This window comes from Desulfovibrio sp. (genome assembly GCF_035644575.1).
In the GTDB taxonomy this organism is placed as follows: domain Bacteria; phylum Desulfobacterota; class Desulfovibrionia; order Desulfovibrionales; family Desulfovibrionaceae; genus Desulfovibrio.
This window is the reverse complement of sequence record NZ_DASQOG010000185.1, coordinates 1-18,656: the sequence shown is the minus strand read 5'-3', so window position 1 is coordinate 18,656 and position 18,656 is coordinate 1. Positions and strand designations below refer to the sequence as shown.

14 protein-coding genes are annotated in these 18,656 nt (G+C 58.5%); 10 read left to right on the top strand and 4 right to left on the bottom strand.

Annotated elements, in window-relative coordinates:
• Positions 1-302: 302 nt before the first annotated feature.
• Positions 303-1,256, top strand: a complete 954-nt coding sequence (locus tag VEZ52_RS10625) for a hypothetical protein (protein ID WP_324836784.1) — start codon at positions 303-305, stop codon at positions 1,254-1,256.
• Between the two features lie 95 nt (positions 1,257-1,351).
• Here VEZ52_RS10625 and VEZ52_RS10620 read toward each other — a convergent pair whose 3' ends face one another.
• From VEZ52_RS10620 to VEZ52_RS10605, 4 genes are all read right to left on the bottom strand, one after another.
• Positions 1,352-2,134, bottom strand: coding sequence for a S26 family signal peptidase (locus VEZ52_RS10620; protein ID WP_324836783.1), 783 nt, complete (start codon positions 2,132-2,134; stop codon positions 1,352-1,354).
• Between the two features lie 204 nt (positions 2,135-2,338).
• Entirely contained in the window at positions 2,339-3,772 is a 1,434-nt protein-coding gene (gene gatB, locus VEZ52_RS10615) for an Asp-tRNA(Asn)/Glu-tRNA(Gln) amidotransferase subunit GatB (protein WP_324836782.1), read from the bottom strand.
• A 124-nt stretch (positions 3,773-3,896) separates the two neighbouring features.
• The gene (locus VEZ52_RS10610; protein WP_324836781.1) at positions 3,897-5,639 is read right to left on the bottom strand and encodes an ARMT1-like domain-containing protein; all 1,743 of its coding nucleotides are present in this window, start codon (positions 5,637-5,639) and stop codon (positions 3,897-3,899) included.
• Entirely contained in the window at positions 5,636-6,511 is an 876-nt protein-coding gene (locus VEZ52_RS10605) for an NAD(+)/NADH kinase (protein ID WP_324836780.1), read from the bottom strand. The genes VEZ52_RS10610 and VEZ52_RS10605 overlap by 4 nt, the downstream gene beginning before the upstream one ends.
• Before the next feature lie 117 nt (positions 6,512-6,628).
• Between VEZ52_RS10605 and VEZ52_RS10600 the strand changes: the two genes are divergently transcribed.
• The 9 genes from VEZ52_RS10600 (at position 6,629) to VEZ52_RS10560 (ending at position 18,650) form a co-directional block, all read left to right on the top strand.
• On the top strand, positions 6,629-7,258 hold the full coding sequence (locus VEZ52_RS10600; RefSeq protein WP_324836779.1) for an SIS domain-containing protein: 630 nt from the start codon (positions 6,629-6,631) through the stop codon (positions 7,256-7,258).
• Positions 7,259-7,260: 2 nt separating this feature from the next.
• Positions 7,261-7,494, top strand: coding sequence for an FmdB family zinc ribbon protein (locus tag VEZ52_RS10595; protein WP_227118335.1), 234 nt, complete (start codon positions 7,261-7,263; stop codon positions 7,492-7,494).
• A 9-nt stretch (positions 7,495-7,503) separates the two neighbouring features.
• Positions 7,504-8,433 carry a hydroxymethylbilane synthase gene (gene hemC / locus VEZ52_RS10590; RefSeq protein ID WP_324836778.1) on the top strand — a complete coding sequence of 310 codons (930 nt, stop codon included), beginning with the start codon at positions 7,504-7,506 and terminating at the stop codon, positions 8,431-8,433.
• Between the two features lie 9 nt (positions 8,434-8,442).
• On the top strand, positions 8,443-10,875 hold the full coding sequence (locus VEZ52_RS10585; protein ID WP_324836777.1) for a Lon protease family protein: 2,433 nt from the start codon (positions 8,443-8,445) through the stop codon (positions 10,873-10,875).
• 268 nt (positions 10,876-11,143) lie between these two features.
• Positions 11,144-11,719 (top strand): TetR/AcrR family transcriptional regulator, encoded by a 576-nt coding sequence (locus VEZ52_RS10580; RefSeq protein ID WP_324836785.1) that lies wholly within the window; start codon positions 11,144-11,146, stop codon positions 11,717-11,719.
• Positions 11,720-12,054: 335 nt separating this feature from the next.
• Positions 12,055-12,912 (top strand): glycine zipper 2TM domain-containing protein, encoded by an 858-nt coding sequence (locus VEZ52_RS10575; protein ID WP_324836776.1) that lies wholly within the window; start codon positions 12,055-12,057, stop codon positions 12,910-12,912.
• Positions 12,913-12,991: 79 nt separating this feature from the next.
• The gene (locus tag VEZ52_RS10570; RefSeq protein ID WP_324836775.1) at positions 12,992-14,128 is read left to right on the top strand and encodes a serine protease; all 1,137 of its coding nucleotides are present in this window, start codon (positions 12,992-12,994) and stop codon (positions 14,126-14,128) included.
• The gene (locus VEZ52_RS10565; RefSeq protein WP_324836774.1) at positions 14,125-15,486 is read left to right on the top strand and encodes an SrfA family protein; all 1,362 of its coding nucleotides are present in this window, start codon (positions 14,125-14,127) and stop codon (positions 15,484-15,486) included. Before VEZ52_RS10570 ends, VEZ52_RS10565 begins: the two co-directional genes overlap by 4 nt.
• 2 nt (positions 15,487-15,488) lie before the next feature.
• Entirely contained in the window at positions 15,489-18,650 is a 3,162-nt protein-coding gene (locus tag VEZ52_RS10560; RefSeq protein WP_324836773.1) for a virulence factor SrfB, read from the top strand.
• Positions 18,651-18,656 lie beyond the last annotated feature (6 nt).

The window sequence follows — 18,656 nt, the reverse complement described above, 5'->3', positions numbered from 1 at the left end:
GCCCCGCTGGCTGCGGCCAACAGCTCAAGATGCGCATTGTGAGGGCCAAATAGCTGATTGGCTAAGGCGGGATCGTCGAATTCGACGGTCTCAAGCATGGAGGAATGTACTGCCATAGCCGCTCTCTAGCCTATTTCAGTTGGCCTGTCCATTACTGGATTCGGAACCTGTATATTTTTAATGGGAGTGCCGACCACGCCGGGTTCCTCCCCGTAAGAATATAGCTGGCCTGAAATATGCAATAGTGAACAATACGGCACCCCCAAGCCCCAAAAACGGGCAAAAACTGCCGAGGAGCGATCATGAGCAACGTATCGGGCGTAAACAGCTATACAAGCGGGCTGTACCAGTGGCAGAACCAGAAGCTGAGTACCTCCACTTCCGGCAGCTCATCATCTTCGGGTTCCAAAAGCTCTTCAAACAAACTGAGCCAGATGCTCAGCGGCAACAGCATAACCAGCCAGCTTTCCAGCATGGTTGATCTGACAAAGTACGCCATGGACGCCATGGGCCTTGAAAGCGGCAGCCGCGTTACTTTCAGCCAGATCACCAAGTATCGCGAGCAGTTGAATAATGAATTCAACACCGCCGTCAAGGATGGCCTGTCCAAGCTTGGCGTCACAGATCCTTCAAGTGTCACTTTCACTTTAGGTGCGGACGGCTCCCTCACTGCCACCAGCGCCAATGCCACAGATCAGGCCAATGTGCAGGCATGGCTGAAGGGCAATGCTGCCATTGGCAAGGATTTGCGCACGGCCCTTACCTCTGCTGGCGTCAGCCCCAGTACTTCCGTAGCAATGACTGTTGACAGCAGCGGCAAACTGACCGCAGCCAGCAGCACGGACAGTGCCAACAAGGCCGCCATTCAGGCAGTGCTGGACAATTCCAAACTCGGCCAGACGCTGAACACCGGCATGAGCAGCCTTGCTGTGAGCAGCGATGCAAAATTTACCCTGCAAACCAAGTCCGATGGCAGTCTGGTGGTTGAAAGCAGCGATGCCGCCACTAAAGCTGCCGTGCAGAAGTTTTTTGACAACAATCCGACATTGGCAAAAAAATTTGGACAGATTCAGGCTCTTTCCGGCCTTGATGATGCGCGCAAGTCATTGCAGGTTTCGCCTTCTGACCTGCGCAAGCGCATTGAGGTGGAATCCATGGCAGCATGGTGGTCCGGCTCGGGCAACGCCACCAATTCCTTCGGCAGTTATGCAAGCGGCAGCCTTTCCATGCTTTCGGGCCTGAACATGAGCGTATAGCTTTTACGCATATGCAGTGCTGATGCTCTCAGCACATTGAGGGGCCGCGAGGCCCCTTTATGCAGACTGGCCCAGATAAGTAACGTCAGATTTTGTCAGTCGGATATGCCCGACATCCCTGGTATTCTCCCGGCCTGGGCGGGCGGCCAGTAAATATATTCCGCCCGACCCACAACACTGGTGAGGGGGGCAAAAAATGCCATCTGACTCGAAGGGTTGATGCTCGCCAGATAGATATTTCCTTCGCCCACCAAACATTCTCGATATCCCTGCCCTTTCCAGCCCGGGTTTTGCTGCCCTGCTGGAACAGGCACGCGCACGCGCTCGCCAGCAATGCCTGCAACGCGGCTTATTATGTGTGGCCCTTCCCCCTTCCCTTCTGCAATGTGCCGGGTTGAAATGACGATAATATCGCCCTTCTCCGGCTTGGCTGTATGATAAGCCTGCTTGTCCACGAGCAAGCGGGAATCCGGCGTGATCAGGGGAAGCAAAGTGCGGCTGCCGTTCATGGAATGTGCCTTGATGGCGGGTTCCGGCGTGGGCAGCGCCATCAATGCCAGCACAAGGACGCAGAAGGCAAGGCCTCTGGCGACCATGCTCCGCTGGCAGGCGCTTTGCGATCCGGCCCGTGAACGTTGGCAAAAAATCACATCAATTGCCGAGCCAAGTCGAAGCAAAACTTCACAGGCAAGGGCTGCAAAATACGTCGCGTGCCTGCCATCCGCATCAAGACTGCTGCCCAAAGCAGCCAGCGTGTGAGCAGAAGCAAGCCACAGAGCAAAAAAAATCACGCCGGGAATGAAAAAACCTGAAAGTATCTGCCCGCTACCCGGCAAGATCAGTGAAGCGAGAGGCGGAACAATGGCGGTACACTTCATGAACATCCTCAGCTAAAAATAAAGTGCCTCACTTTATTGAAAATGACTTTATGTTTCAATTAAAAAGCTGCCAATCTAGCTCGCAATGCTCGCGGGTTCATCCTGTTTAAAAGAATGTTGTTGCGCCAGTTTTCAGCGCACAAAAAATCGGGGATTCCGGCATGACCGAAATCCCCGATTGGGCGTTTATTTGCTGACGGGAGCTTACAGCTTTTTGGCAAGCAGTTCGTTCACCAGGGCAGGATTGGCCTTGCCCTTGGTGGCGCGCATGATCTGCCCCACAAAGAAGCTGATCAGCTTGGTTTTGCCGCCGCGGTAGGCCTCAACCTCGGCGGGATTGGCCGCAATGACTTCATCCACTGCGGCCTCAAGTTCCGAAGTGTCGGAAATCTGCACGAGGCCTTTTTCCTTCACGTAGGCTTCAGGCATGACGCCCTGTTCAAAGATGTCGCCAAAAATATCATTGGCGATCTTGGCGCTGATGGTGCCGCCGTCAACCAGCCGCACCAGTTCGGCCAGAGCTTCGGGCTTCATGGCCCAGGCGGAGGGGTCAGCGGCGGAAAGCCCACGGGCGTTGCATTCGCGCAGCAGCGGGCCAAGCACAAAGTTGGCAACCTTCTTGGGGTCGGCCTTGGCGGCGGCAGCTTCAAAAAAGTCGGCCAGCCCCTTGCTCTGCACAAGCACTTCTGCCTCCGCTTCGGGCAGACCCGCCATAGCCACAAAACGGGCCACGCGAACATGGGGCAGCTCCGGCATTTCGGCGCGCCAGCGGGTCATTTCTTCTTCCGTAATATCCACGGGCAGAATGTCCGGGTCGGGGAAGTAGCGGTAATCGTGCGCTTCTTCCTTGCTGCGCATGGAGGCAGTGGTGTTCTTGACGGCATCGTACAGGCGGGTTTCCTGCACGACCTTGTCGCCATCGTCCAGCACATCCTGCTGGCGGGCAATTTCATACTCAATGGCGCGCTGCACATTGCGGAAGGAGTTGAGGTTCTTCAACTCGGTGCGGGTGCCGAAGGGTTCGGTTCCCACTGGGCGCAACGAGACGTTGGCGTCGCACCTGAAGCTGCCCTCTTCCATGTTGCCGTCGCACACGCCAAGGTAGGTCACAATGCTGTACAGGGCCTTGAGGTAGGCCACAGCCTCGGCGGCGGAACGCATGTCCGGCTCGGAAACTATTTCCACCAGAGGCGTGCCAGCGCGGTTGAGGTCCACATAGCTCAGGTTTTCGCCCTGGGCGTGAATGTTCTTGCCAGCATCGTTTTCCATGTGGATGCGCGTAATGCCCACGCGCTTGCGCCGTCCGTCCACGTCCACCTCAAGATGCCCGTGTTCGCAGATGGGCAGCTCGAACTGCGAAATCTGATACCCGGAGGGCAGGTCAGGATAGAAATAATTTTTGCGGGCAAAAATGGAACGCGTATTTATGGCGCAATTGGTGGCGAGGCCGACCAGAGCCGCAAAGTGAACAGCCTGACGGTTGGGTACGGGCAAAGCGCCGGGCATGCCGGAGCACACTTCGCACACATTGGCGTTGGCGGGCTGCCCAAAGGTCGTGGGGCAGGAACAGAACAGTTTGGAGGCCGTGGCAAGTTGCACATGCACTTCAAGGCCAATCACGGCTTCATAGGCGGCCATAGATCAGATTACTCCCTCAACGGGGTTCACCCCGTAGTTGCGCGGCAAAAGCGCCGCTTTGCGCATAAGCGCCCGCTAAACCTGGCATCCGGCGGCTTGCGCCGCCAATTTTGACGCAAAAGCATCAATGGGGGATGCTGGCATCGAAATATTTGCCCACACCGTACTCTCCCCTGCGGAAAAACCGCTGCGGGTCGGGGCCGATGATCTGCATTTCCCGGTTTTTGGCCTGCACGTCCAGCGCGATACGCATTTCCTTGGTGCAGCCGGTGGAAAAGGTGGAATCCTTGCCCGACCATTGCGGCGGCACCTTGCGGCCAAGCAGGGCAAAGCTTTCCTCAATGTCTTCAACGGTCTGAAACCGCCATACATCAATAAAGCCGCTGCGCTGCACCTGCTCCCACATATACATGAGGTCGTCGCCGTCCATGCCTTCAATAAAATGCTCGGCAGGATTAATTATCAGGATATTATCCATTTTTTTACGCAGATTGTCTACAAAGGCGCGCACGATCTCGGTTGCGGTACCAGTCTCGCCGGGGATGCTGCCGATCACGCAGCTATAGAACATGACCGTGCGGCCCTGCATGCGGGCCTCGCGCATGCCTGCGATGATGTTTGCCGACTGGGCGGCAATGTCGCTCTCGCTGAATTTATGGGCGCTCTCGGCATGCTGGCGCAGTTTGATGTGAAAGCCCTGATCATCCTGCCAGTAGCAGACCACATCCCGCGTATACTGGTGGCTGCTGCCCATGAGCACATCGGCCACGCGCCAGCCTTTGCCCAGAATAAGGTCGGCTTCCTTCCATGCGCGGGAGAACGTCACCGAGACCCTGTACAAGTTGAGCCGCTCCCTCGTTCCATCGCCAATGACCATGAGGCGGTATTCGCGCAGGTGGCGCAACAGTTCGTTCTTGCTCATGCGCGGCTCGTGCTGCACTGTGCCGCCGCCGATCATCTGCCGGATGGAGGGGTCAATCTCCATATCTTCCAGCGTGGGCGAATAAAAGAAAAAGCCTGATTTGACGGCAAAAATAACCTTGTGCCCCATGCGGATGAGGCTGTTGGCAACTGCCAGATCAAACACAACGCCGCCGTCTGCATCGCACAAAAAGAGCACCGTGCCGGATCTGACCGCGCTGGCCTCAAAATAGTGCCGCAAGTGGGCGCAGGTTTCGCGCGCGCTATCCATGGCCTGACGTACTGTTTCCGCGTCCGGCGGCGTCTCCACCCATGGGCGGGACATGGCCGAAAGGCACAGCAGGCGCGAAAGTTCCACGTAGTTGAGCATGCGCCTGACAGTGGCAATGGAATTGGCCGCCACGGCATCCGCAGGCACTGCGGCGAGATTGTCGCGCACCGGGGCTTCATCCAGCATTTCAAGCTGGCGTTTGGTGGAAATTCTGCGCAATTGCCGCCAGGGGTCGTCCAGCTGGTTGCCTTGGGCGAGCACAAGATCGGTCATGCGCTTGACCAGCCGCGAAGGTATCAGGGTATGCTGGGCAACATATTGCTTGAAGCGAAACCGGCAGAACTGCAAAATGCGTCTGCGTTTCTGGCCTTCTGGCGTGAAGGAGCGCACGAGGCGCATGATGATGCGCCAGGAGCGGTTGTACTGGCGGCGAAGTTCTTCGGGAGCGGTCTGCTGACACAACAGTTTGAACGTTTCGTCAGAACAGGGCAAATACACCTGATCGCGCGCAAGGCTGACCATAAAGGCCATCTGTTCCTGGCTGGCCACAATGTCGGGGTTCATGCCATAGGCGATGTTGTTGTCCATCAGCATGCTGTAAAGCCATGCGTCAAAGCGGACACTCTCCCCAAAATGAAACTCGCGAACCGAATTAACAGAAATCGCGTTGCTCATGCGTTTTCCCCGCACCTGATGCATTCAGTGCCTTGCAGGGCAAAGCCGCGCGAACGCAAACGCTCAAAGAAAGTTGTTCCCTTGCCAAGAAAATGCACGGCATCGGGCAAACCGTTGACGGTCACGGTATCGCCCAGTTCCAGCTGTTGCCCTTCCTGCCCATCGACAGTAAGGTAGCAATCTGTGGAGCCCTGCAAAATCTGGAACCGGCATTCGGTATCGCCGGGGAACACCATGGGCGAAATAGTATTGAGGAATGGGCAAATGGGCGTGACGGCCACGGCTTCCATAGAAGGATGCAGCAGCGAGCCTCCAGCGGAAACACTGTAGCCGGAGCTGCCCACGGGCGTGGCAATGATCATTCCATCGCCGCGCAATGAGCCAAGGCGTTCACCGGCAATATAGACATCAAACAGAACAAGCCGCGACAAAGACCCCCGGCTCAGGACAACATCGTTGACCGCGCAGCCGCTGGCAATCTGCTCGCCCTTGCGGGTGAGCGTCCACTGCAAGGCCATACAGGAGCGCACAGGCTCCATGCCGGTGAGGGATTCTTCGAGTTTTTCGCGCCACTGCTCCGGCTGAGCATCGGTCAAAAAACCGATTCGGCCAAAATTGATGCCCAGCACAGGCACGTTGCGCCCCACAAGGCGGCGGGCCACGCCGAGCATGGTGCCGTCGCCGCCAAAAACAACCACGAAGTCAAGGGGAGTCGTAGCGTAAGCCGGGGTGTCCGTGCCAGCGCAGATCACGCCCGCAACGTTATGTCCTTTTTGGCGCAGCCATTGGGCGGCTTCTTGGGCAAGAGCCGCAGCCCTTTCGTGCCGGGCCTTGTAAACCAGAAGTATGTGTCGGCTTGTTGCGTTTTGCATACCTGCGCAAGTTACGTTATCAAGTCTGTTACCGCAAGCCTGTGGGCGCTTGTCAGTTGCAGGGCTTTGCCTTAAATAAGAAGGCTTCCATGTCACGTTTCGGCAATTGTGAGCGCCATGCACGATACAGCCCTTGATATTATTGAACAGCATGCCAGCGAAGGCGCGCGCCTGCGCGAGGATTTTTTTCGCTCGCAGGCGGATTTTCTTCGTCAGGCGGCTTTGCGCGCAGCCACGTGCCTTGCGGGCGGCGGCAAAATACTGCTCTGCGGCAATGGCGGCAGCGGTGCACTGGCCCAGCACATGGCTGCCGAGTTTGTGAACAGATTTTTTATGGACAGGCCCGCCCTGCCCGCTCTGGCCTTGTCTGCCGATGCAACTTCGCTTACGGCCATTGGCAGCGACCTTGATTTCAGCCAGATATTTTCGCGCCAGATTGAAGCTCTGGGGCGGCCAGGCGACATGCTGGTGGCAATTTTTTCCACCGGCAGCAGCGCCAATATCATCGCCGCCCTTGAGGCGGCACGTCGCGGCGGGCAGTTTACGGTGTGCCTGTGCGGGCACGGCGGCGAAATGGCCCGATACAGCGACATGGTTCTTGAAGCGCCGCAGGCTGAACCCGCGCTTGTTCAGGAACTGCACCTTGCAGCCGGGCACCTATTTTGCCGGCTGACGGATTATTATCTTTTTGAAAATGCTGTCGCACTGACCCCCTATTTGCAAGGGCGACACACAACCGAGGTTTGACCATGCCCATCTACGAGTATTCTTGCCAGAAATGCGGTCGGGATTTTGAAGAACTGGTGTTTGACGAAACCCCGCCCACTTGCCCGTATTGCGGCTCCAACGATACCCAGAAGCTCATGTCCTGCTGCGCCCGGCGCAAAAATGGCGCAGAAGGCGGCGATTACGCGGCTTCAACCGGCGGTGGCGGCGGCTGCGCCGGATGTTCTGGCGGCAACTGCGCAAGTTGCGGACATTAGGCGGCAGGCATGCGTAAATCCTTAGTTATCGCTACCCGTGGCAGTCAGTTGGCCCTCTGGCAGGCAGAACACGTCAAAAGCCGTTTGCAGTCGCTTGACCCGGAACTGGCCGTTGACCTTGTCATCATCAAGACCAAGGGCGACATCATTCAGGATGTTCCTCTGGCCCAGGTGGGCGGCAAGGGCCTTTTTGTAAAAGAAATTGAAGAAGCCCTGCTTGATAACCGGGCCGACCTTGCCGTGCACAGCATCAAGGACGTGCCCATGGAATTGCCCGACGGGCTCATACTGGGGTGCATTCCCAAGCGTGAAGCGCCTACAGACTGCATGCTTTCGTGCAAGTATGCCGATCTTGCGGCCCTGCCCCAGGGCGCATGCGTAGGCACCAGCAGCCTTCGGCGTCAGGCCCAGTTGCTGGCTCTGCGTCCTGACCTGCGCATTGAAAGCCTGCGCGGCAATGTGGACACGCGCCTGCGCAAACTGCGCGAAGGCGTGTACGATGCCATTATTCTCGCATCCGCAGGCATGAACCGCCTTGGCTTGAGCGCGCCCTACATGCATGCTCTTGATCCGCAGACATTTCTGCCCGCCGTGGGCCAGGGCGCCATTGGCATTGAATGCCGCGAGGACGATTACGATCTTTTTGCCCTGCTTGCAGAGATTGAAGACACCCCCACCCGCGTATGCGTAGAGGCCGAACGGGGCTTTCTCGCAGGGCTTGAGGGCGGGTGCCAGGTGCCCATTGCCGGGCATGCCCGCCTTGAGGATGACGAAACCTTCGTGCTCGAAGGGTTGGTGGCAGAGGTTGATGGCAGCCTCATTCTGCGCGAGGCGCAGCGGGGCCACACCTCCAAGGCCCGTCAGGTGGGGCTTGAGCTTGCAGAAACACTTCTTGCCAGAGGCGGCCGCGCCATTCTGGAAAAACTTTACCAACAATAACGATTTCCTATGCCAACTATCGCTCCCCTGCCCGCGTCACGACTGCACGCCACGTTAGACCCTGCCCGCATTCCCTGGGAAACGAGCAAGGATATTCCGCTGCCGCGCAACGGACGCCAGAATCCATTCCAGCCCCGTGCCATGCAGGCGCTGGATCTTGCCCTGCAAATCAAGAATCAGGGCTACAACATCTACCTGTCTGGCGAGGCCGATCTTGGCCGCAGCCACATGCTGCTCAACTACCTTGGGCCTCAGGCCAAAAAGGCCCAGACGCCTGAGGATCTGGTATACGTGCACAATTTTGCCGATCCTGACCGGCCCTGCCTTTTTGCCCTGCCCACAGGCATGGGTAAAAAGTTAAAGCAGCACCTTAAGGAATTGATCGAGCATATACGTGAGGAGCTGCCACGCCGTTTTGAGGCCAGCACCTACGTAAAGCGCCGCGCCAAGATTGTGGACAACTTCCAGAACGCCCGCATGGGCCTGCTGCGCAAGATGAATTCCGTTGCCGTAGACAAGGGATTCAACCTTGATATGGATGAAAGCGGCGGGCTGACCCTGTATCCGTTGGTGGAAGGCAAGCGCCTGAGCGAGGAAGAGTTCGACAGGCTGGACACAACCCTGCGCCTCAGCCTCAAAAGCCGTGGCGACAACCTCGTGCAGGCCATGTCGGGCTACATGCGGCAGCTGAACAAGGCGGAAGAAAGCTTTCAGGACGACGAGCGCGGCCTGGAACGCGAAGCCATGACCCAGGTGCTGACCACCTTCTTCAACCCCATTGAACAGCGCATGCTCAAGGCCTGTCCGGTCAAGGGGCTGGATGCCTACTTTACGGCCCTGCGCGAAGACATCCTTAAAAATACTGATGCCTTTTTGCAAAGGGACGGCGGCCCCCTGGGCGACCCGCATGGCGCACCGGTGGAGGCTGTGCTCTACCGCTACGAGGTTAATCTGCTGGTGGACAACAGCGGCCTTGATGGCGCACCCATCATTGTGGAAGACCACCCCACCGCCGTGAATCTGCTCGGCTGTGTGGAGCGCGAATCTGAAATGGGCGCGCTGGTCACGGATTTCACCCTTATCCGCGCGGGCAGCATCCACAAGGCCAACGGTGGTTTTTTGGTGCTGCACATTGAGGATCTTCTGCAACATCCCAATGCCTGGGAAGGTCTGTTGCGCGCCCTGCGCTCCAACATGGTTCGCATTGAGGATTCCGGCGAAGCACCGGATACGCCCATCCGCACCAAGGGCATCAATCCCGAGCCGTTGCCCCTGAACCTCAAGGTGGTGCTCATCGGCGACGAAGAACTGTATGAAGGTCTGCTTGTCAATGACGACAGATTCTCCAAGCTCTTCCGCATCAAGGCCCACATGGCCGACACCACCGAGCGCAATGCCGCCAATGTGCGCGCCTACCTCGGGCACATTGCCACCATTATCAAGGAAACAGAGCTTCCCTGTTTTGACCGCACGGCTCTGGCATGGCTCATCGACCTCGGGTCGCACATCTGCGAAGACCAGCGCCGCCTTTCACTGCGCTTTCCCGAACTGCGCGAACTTATGATCGAGGCTTCGGCCCTGGCCCGCATGCGCAAGCAGGATGTGATCACCGCGCCCGTGCTGGAAGAAGCCCACGCTGCGCGCATCTACCGGGCCAACCTGGTGGAAGAGATCTATATGGAAGAATACGACCGCAACATGATCAAGGTGCAGACCTCGGGTCAGGCCATTGGTCAGGTTAACGGTCTTTCCGTCACATGGCACGGCGATTTTGAATTCGGTCTGCCGCACCGCATCTCATGTACTGTTGGCGTGGGGCATGAGGGCATCATCGACCTTGAACGCGAGGCCGAACTGGGTGGCCCCATCCACACCAAGGCCATGATGATCCTGAAGAGCTACCTCACGGATCTTTTTGCCCGCAAAAAGCCCCTGGTGCTCTCCGGCTCGCTCTATTTTGAACAGAGCTATGCGGGCATCGAGGGCGACAGCGCTTCTGGCGCGGAACTTGCCGCCCTGCTCTCGGCCCTTGCCGATGTGCCGGTGCGCCTTGACCTGGCCTTTACCGGTGCTGTGAGCCAGACGGGGCAGATCATGGCTGTGGGCGGCGTTACCCGCAAGATCGAGGGTTTTTATAATGTTTGCGCAAGCCAGGGGCTTACGGGCACGCAAGGCGTTATCATGCCCTTTGACAACGTGGACCACCTCATGCTTGCGCCCAATGTTATTGAGGCTGTAGAGAAAGGCCAGTTTTCCATTTACCCTGTGCGGCGCATCGAAGAAGCCCTCGCCCTCTTGACTGGTCTTTCAATCGGTCGCAGACTGAAACAGGGTGGCTTTACGAAAAACAGCCTGTACGACATGGTTGACCGCAGGCTGGAGCGTCTGGGCGATTACGCGCAAAATGCCTTTCGCCGTACCAGAAAATCCAAAGAGGGATAATTCTGCGCTGCCCGTGGCAGCTGCAAAATAGCCTCTGAATATTTTTACATTGAAATGTTTGCCTCAGGGCGGCGCAAGCTTGCCATGATGACACAGTGTGGTGCGGTTTTTACAAAAATCCGCGTTGGTCAAGTAAACAGTTTACTGTCGGCCTGCTCACGAGAACAAGCAATAACCTCACGCATACCTTGACTTTACGGGTTTTATGTGTAATGGGGTCAACGCAAGGAAAAACCATATGCCTCACTCTAACCCAGCAAAAGCCGTGATGAACAAAAACAAGAAAGAAGCGTTGCTTCAGGCCGCCAAAGAACTTTTTGGCGAATGCGGGTATGTGGAAACCACATTCAAAAAAATATCCGACAAAGCTGGTGTTGCCCTCGGGTTGCTGACCCACCACTATGGCAACAAGGAAAAGCTGTTTCTTGCCTCAGGGCTTGATGTTCTGGAACGCTTTCTCGTAAGGTTGCGCGCAGCCACCGCCGAAGCCACCTGTGGTTACGATGGCGTCATGCGTTTTTGCAGGGCATATCTTGATTTTTCAATCGACAAGGATTCCAACTGGCTGGTGCTTGTGCGCTGCTCGCCCTACAGCGACATGAAAACCAAGACCGACCGCGATATTATGGATTCCATGTTTTCACAGGTACATAACGAGCTTGAGCGCGTTATCGCCAAGGGCGTGGAAGACGGCAGCATTGTGAAGGTCGACAGCAAAAGTACCGCTCAGGTGATCATTTCCCTGATGGTCGGTTCCAACCGTACCCGAGTGCTGACGCCTTATGCTATGCCCACGCTGTACGAAGATGTTCTTGATTTCATTTCCCGCTCCATCAAGGCATAGAGCTTGTTTGCAGCACATAGTTGGGCCGTCGGTCGTAAAGATCGGCGGCTTTTTTGCATCTTTTATTGCCCGGCTGGTGGGCGCAGCAATGGGAAACATAAACGTTTCGCGCCCGGATCCGCATTGGCGTGACAATCTTGTGCATGCTTGATGCTCCGGCAGGGCAATAGGGCTTGCCGAGCCGCAGCGCTTTGAAGTAAATTCAAAATGTTCAGGGTACATTATCGCGAGTGAACAGTTCTATTCGCTCCAGTATTCTGTGCGGATTGCCGGGAGCTCTGGGCAGACATGCCGTGGCGCTCGTAGACTCAACCCTTATTGAGGAGACGGTTTTTATGCAAAGGCTTGCCAGCATACCCTTGTGCCTTTTTCTTGCTGCAGGATTGTTGATCTCGGGCTGCACCAGCAAATATGGCGACCAGAAAACCAAGGTCAATTATTATCCGCAGTGCTATCAGCCTGTTAACCAGTTGCGGCAGGACGAAAACAGCACGGGTAAAAGCACTGCCGCTGGCGCTGTTGGCGGCGCTCTGCTTGGCGCGCTTATTGGCGGTCTTGCCACGGGCAAGGCCAGCGGCGCTGTGGCAGGTGCTGTCGCAGGCGGCGCTGCGGGCGCAGTTGCGGGCAACATCTACGGCAAGTCCAAATCGCAGGATCGCGACGCCGCCTATCTGCACCAGTACAGTCAGCAGCTTGGCAGCGAGGCTGCCAGCATGAACCGCTCCACCGCAGCTGCCAAGGTTGCGGCCAAGTGCTATGACGAACAGTTCAAGCTTGCCGCCGGGCAGTTCAAGGCCGGGCAAATCACCCGCATGGAATTTCAGGACAGGTATAATGAAATCCGTAGCGGCCTTGAAGAAACTTCGTTTATCCTGAATGACACAGCCACCACCATGGCCAAGAAGGACGGCGAGTATCAGCAGGCTCTGGCCGAACCTTACACTTCGGCGCAGCCCAAAAGCACTCCTGCGGCTTCGTCTTCCAGTTCTGGCGCTACCAAGTTCAAAAAGGGCGCAGCCGCGCAGCCCAAGAGCACTCCTGCAGCCAGCGCTTCGCGCACGCCGGAGCAGAACAACGTCGCGGCGCAGGCCTCGGAGTGGAAATCTTCGCGCGAGGATCTTGAAACCACGCGCCGCGATGTGAACGCGCGCATGTCCAGCTACGAAGAAACCGTCAATAACTTGCTGGGATAACTCTACTGCCGCGCAGCCGCTGTCTCTATGGCGGTTGCGCGGCTTTTTACTGCGCCGCATCTACCGCGCGGAGCCATAGATGAACGAAAGCCAACACCCCGTACCGCCTGAAACACCGCCAAGCGCCGCTCCCGCAGAAGGGGCCGTTCCCGCTGCCGTGGTTGTCCTGCCCTGGTATCGCCGCCCTCTTTTCTGGGGCGTGTTGCTGTTTCTGGGGCTTTTGCTGCTGACCGCATGGCTGCTCTGGAAAGAATGGCAGCAAGCCGAGGCATCCAAGGCTGCTGTTGCCGCCCAGACAGAACAGTGGCGCGAGCACAATACAGCGCTTGAAACGTTTATGCAGCAATTGCGCGCCCTGCTTGCCAAGGAGCCCTGCGAAGTAAAGCAGGGGCTTGGTCTTGTCACCCCGCCTGCGGGCGTCATGTGGCCTCCTTTGGGTTCAGGCTCCGGCGCTGCGAGTTCAAATTCTGCCCGCGCGGATGCAGCCATCCTGCCGCCCACGGCAGACGCCAAAACGCAGGTTCCGCCCACGCCCATGCAGCAGCAGACGCCCAAAAATGTTTCCGAGCTGATGGAACAGGGCACAGTGCTTGTGCTTGCCATGCGGGAAGAAGGCCTTTCCATGGGTTCCGGTTTTTTTGTGGCCCCAGGCTACGTGGTTACCAATGCCCATGTGGTGGGTAACGCCGCGCAGGCGGTCGTTGTGAACAAAGCCCTGGGCAGACCCTTTGAGGCAACTGTGCGTCAGGTAACCCACGACAACGGGCAGGATTTTGCCGTGCTTGGCGTTAACGGCGCTTCTGGTGTTGTGCCGCTCAAGTTCGCGCCCGGCGTGAGCCGAACCGAACGCGTGAGCGCCTGGGGCTTCCCCGGCGCCGTCACCACTGACGATCCCAAATTTGCGGCTCTGCTCAAGGGCGATGAAGCCGCCGCCCCCGAAGTGGTGTACACCGAGGGCGTTGTGAGCGTTATTCTTGAGCGCAAGCCGCCGCTTATTGTGCACACGGCCACAGTCTCGCAAGGCAACAGCGGCGGGCCGCTTGTCAACGACAAGGGCGATGTGGTGGGCATCAACACCTTTATCAAACTGGACGATGCCTCCTACAGACAATCCAGCCTCGCCATTGTCAGCACGAGCCTGGCAGCGTTTTTGCGCTCGGCGGGCGTTCCCGTCACCATGGCCCAGAGCAGTGAATCCGCCGGAGGCAAGCCATGAGTACCCGCATTGCGGTCAGTCTGCGCGGTCAGATGCGCGCGCTTGCCAGCCAGGGCATCTTTGCCACCGACTGCTATGAACAGCTGAAATCCATCCTGCTGCAAAAGCTCGGGCCGGATCATGCCGCCCTGCTCGCCGAACCGCAGCACAATGCCGAGGGCAACAGCGTTGACTGGTATGCCGAAGGCAACGGCCCGGCGGTTCCCCTTGCGGAACTTTCGGATCAGGATGCGCATGCCCTGCGCGCCCGTGCGGGCACGTTGGCCTCTGATATTGCCGGATTGTCCAGCGACCTCACAGCAGACGCGCAGGCGCGGCAGGCTCTTTCGGGCCAGTTGCTCCGGCTTGCCCTGCAACACCCGGCGGACGAAGATATCTGGTCTGTGGATGGCCGCCCCGTTCTCATTAACTGGGGTTTTGCCCCCGGCAGCGTTGGCGCGCAACCGCAGGATCTCACCCGGCTTGGCGGTGTGCTGCCGCCTCCCCCGCCGCCCGCGCCTGTGACCGCTGTTCCCGTGGCTGTTCCCCCGCGCAGCGGGTGCCTGCCGTGGCTGCTGCCGCTCCTGCTCTTGCTGCTTCTGCTCTGGCTTTTGGGCGCGGCGCTGGGGCTTTTGCCTTCTCCTCTGCCTTCGGGCTGCATGCCCGTTGACCGCAGCGCTCTGGAGGCCGAAAAGCAGAAAGCCGCCGCCAACGAAGATCAGCTGGCCCTCCTGTGGCGTCAGTTGCAGGAGCGCGCGGCCCTGTGCAAGCCTGTTGCGCCTCCGGTAACGCCAACGCCCCTCAAGGTTGAGGAAAAGAAGGAAGAGCCCAAGCCCGACCCGGAAGTGGTGGAACCCTTCCTTGGCGAAACGCCCGTGGAGCCGCCCAAGGTGGCGGAAGCTCCCAAGCCCAAGCCGAAGCCTGAACCCAAACAGGAACCCAAGCCCCTGCCCAAGGAAGAACCCAAACCGCAGGAGCCGCCCAAGCCCGCGCCCAAGAAGAATGACAACCTTGCCATTCCTGAAGACGCGGCCAAAAAGAACGATCTGAGCTTCCTTGAGGGCTGCTGGACAAGCGAAACCGGCCTGTATTCGCACCCCTCCAACGAGCCGATCATTGCAGAATACTGCTTTGACAAGAGCGGCAAGGGCCGCCGCCTTGTGCGCGAGCGCAACGGTCAGGTGTGCAGCGGTTCGGCTTCGGCGCGCTTTCAGGGCAACCAGTTGCAGTTTGATTCCAGTCAGGCCCGTTGCCCTCGTGGCGGCACCTATGTTCCGCAAAAGGTTGAATGTACCGGACAGGAAAACACCACCCAGTGCAAGGGCAAAGAGCTTGGCGGGGCCAATCTCAAGTGGGATGCCCGTTTCAAAAGGAAATAATGATGGATGTCATACCCCGTTACCTTTCGCCGGTCAGCATTATTCCCGGCGGCTGCCCGCAGTTTCTTGATTTTTCCATGCCCGAAGATGCTGTCAAACGACTGCGGCGGTATTTTCGCGAAGAAAAAAAGAAAGAATCCGACGAACAGACGCGCTACACCCACTATCTGCGCTGCCTGACAGAAACGGAAAACGGTTTTATCGACCAGTTGAGCGGCCTGCCCTGCGATGAAGACTACAGCATCGAAGCCCGCCGCGCGCTGGATGCCTGGGAAGGCCACTGGCTGCCCATTCCCTTTTTGCGCACGCTCGACCAGCCCTGGCCGGACGGCGGCAAGCGCTTTGAATGCGGCCCTTCCAACTGGGCGCGGGCGCGCGTCATGCGGTCAGAAAGGCACCCCGGCCAGCTCCGCGTGGTGCTCATGTTTGACACCAATGTGGAAGACCGCCCCCCTCAGGGCGAGCAGTATCATGCGCTTTCGCCTCAGGATGTGACGGCCCACGGGCATTTCATGCTGGCCCACCTCGTGCGCGACAATTCGTGGTTTCTCAACGCGGCCTGGGTGGATGAATGGCTCCACGGCCTCTACGATGCGTGGAAGCAGTCGCAACACCGGGGGCGCGGCGCATGGCACGATGGCTACCCCTACGTGCTGGAGCATCTGGCCTCCTACCTCACATGGCTTGACGTGGTGCGCCTTGCGCTCAACGATCTGGCGGCACAGGTCATCAATCCTGACCGCGACACCCCTGTGGATGTGGATCTGGTGCTGGATATCGGCAATTCGCGCACCACGGGCATCTTGGTGGAAACCCTGCCCCAGCGCATCACCAACCTCAACGACAGTTACCTGCTTGAACTGCGCGATCTGAGCCAGCCGGAACACATCTATTCCGACCCCTTTGAAACGCGAGTGGAATTTGTGGACGCGGCCTTTGGCAACGATGCGCTTTCGCGCCGTTCGGGCCGTCAGACTCCGGCTTTTGCCTGGCCTTCTGCCGTGCGCATCGGGCCGGAAGCCGCCCGCCTTGCCACGCAGGCCGTATGCGCCGAGGGCACGACAGGCATGTCCAGCCCCAAGCGCTACCTGTGGGACGAGCGCCCCTGGCAACAGAGCTGGCGCTACAACACTGGCGGCAAATCCGAGCCCATGGTCAGCCGTGGGCTGTTTCCGCGCCAGTTGAACCCGCAGGGTACGCCGCTTTCGTGCTTTGACGACCCCATGTTCAAAAAAAGCCCTGCCCTGCAAAAGCAGCAACCAGAGCCGATTTTTGAATCGCTGTTTACGCGTTCTTCGCTCATGCTCTTCATGCTGGGCGAAATCCTGACCCAGGCCCTTGTGACCATCAATTCGCCAGCCACGCGCGCCCGCCGTGAGCTGCCCAACCTGCCCCGCAGGCTCAGAAGGCTCATTTTTACGGTGCCTACGGCCATGCCAGTTGCGGAGAAGCGCATTTTCCGCCGCTGGGTCACGTGGGCCGTGCGTGTGGTGTGGGATGCCCTTGGCTGGAACCAGTGGTATGCCCCCCGCCTGCAAACCCGCAGCCTTACGGGCGATTACCGCCAAAGCCCGCAGGTGCGTTGCGACTGGGACGAAGCCAGTTGCTCGCAGCTTGTGCTGCTCTACAATGAGCTTGCCGTCAAACAGCACGGCGACGCGCACCATCTGTTCCGCCTCATGGGCAAACCGCGCGAGGCCTGCGGCAACCATCCGTGCATCCGTATGGCTTCCATTGATATTGGCGGCGGCACAACCGACCTTTCCATCACCACCTTCGAACTTGCCAGCGGCGAGGGCGACACCGCGCGCATCAAGCCGCATACGGAATTCAGGGACGGCTTCAACATTGCGGGCGATGAAGTACTGCGCGAGGTGGTGGCCAACCATGTGATCCCGGCCATTGGTCAGGCGCTGGCCCGCGAAGGTCTTGCAGAGCCGCGTTCGCTGCTGGGGCAGCTTTTTGGGCGAGATTCCATCGGCATGTCGCAGGAAGACCGCAACACCAGGGTGCGGCTGGTACGGCAGATTGCCGTGCCCGTTGCTCTGGGGCTGCTGGCAACCTGCGAAAACCCCGATCTGCGTGGCAGCGTCTTTAACTGCACGCTGGGCGACTTTTTTGAGCCTGACCCTGTGGGCAGCGGAGAAACGGCTGATGCTGCGGCAGACACGGCGGCGGACACGGCGGCGGACGGGGCACCATCTGCAGCAAAGCCCGCAGCGGATTCGCCCCGGTTCAGCCCGGCAACACTTGCACCACGCCCTCAGCCTGCAACCCTTCGGGATGTAAAGGCAATGGTGCGGCGTTCCGCATCTTTCATCCAGAGCTTTAACATTCTTGATGTGCCCATCAGCGTCAATCAGGCCGCTGTGGAAGAAACCATCCGCAGCACGCTTGGTTCAACGCTTTCCGCCCTGTGCGAAGTGGTGCACATGTACGATTGCGATGTGCTGCTGCTCACCGGGCGGCCCAGTTCGTGGAACGGCGTTATCGCCACGGTGCTTGCCAAGCTGCCCGTGCCGCCAGACAGGATCATTCCCATGCGCCGCTATCACGCTGGCTCGTGGTATCCCTTTGCTGACGCTCAGGGCCGCATCACCGACCCCAAAACCACGGTTGTGGTGGGGGCCATCCTCTGCGCGCTGGCCGACGGGCATCTGGAAGGATTCTCCTTTGATTCCGGCGCGCTCAAGCTTACGTCCACCGCGCGCTATATCGGCGAAATGGATATCAACAGCCAGCTCAAGCGCCCCAAGGTCTGGTTTACCGTGGATGTGGACAGCAAGGACGGCACGGACAAAACCCGGGCTGTGGCATTCAGCGGGCCGCTTTCCATCGGCTACAGGCAACTGGATGCCGAGCGCTGGCCCACCACGCGCTACCATCTGCTGACCTTTGCCACGGAGGAAGCCCGCTCCCGCGCTTCGGGCCGGCTGCCCTACCGGGTTGAGGTCAGCCTGAGCGTTGCCGATGCCCTGGATGAGGAAGATATCCGCAGCGAGACGGACAAGGATCGCCGCAGCGAGGGTGAGTTCCGCATTGATTCCATCGTGGATTGCCAGGAGCGCAGCGTTGACCGCCGCGATCTTGAAATCCGCCTGCAAACCCTGAAACTGGACGAAGGCTACTGGCTGGATACGGGCATTGTCACCGACGCCGGATAATTGAGG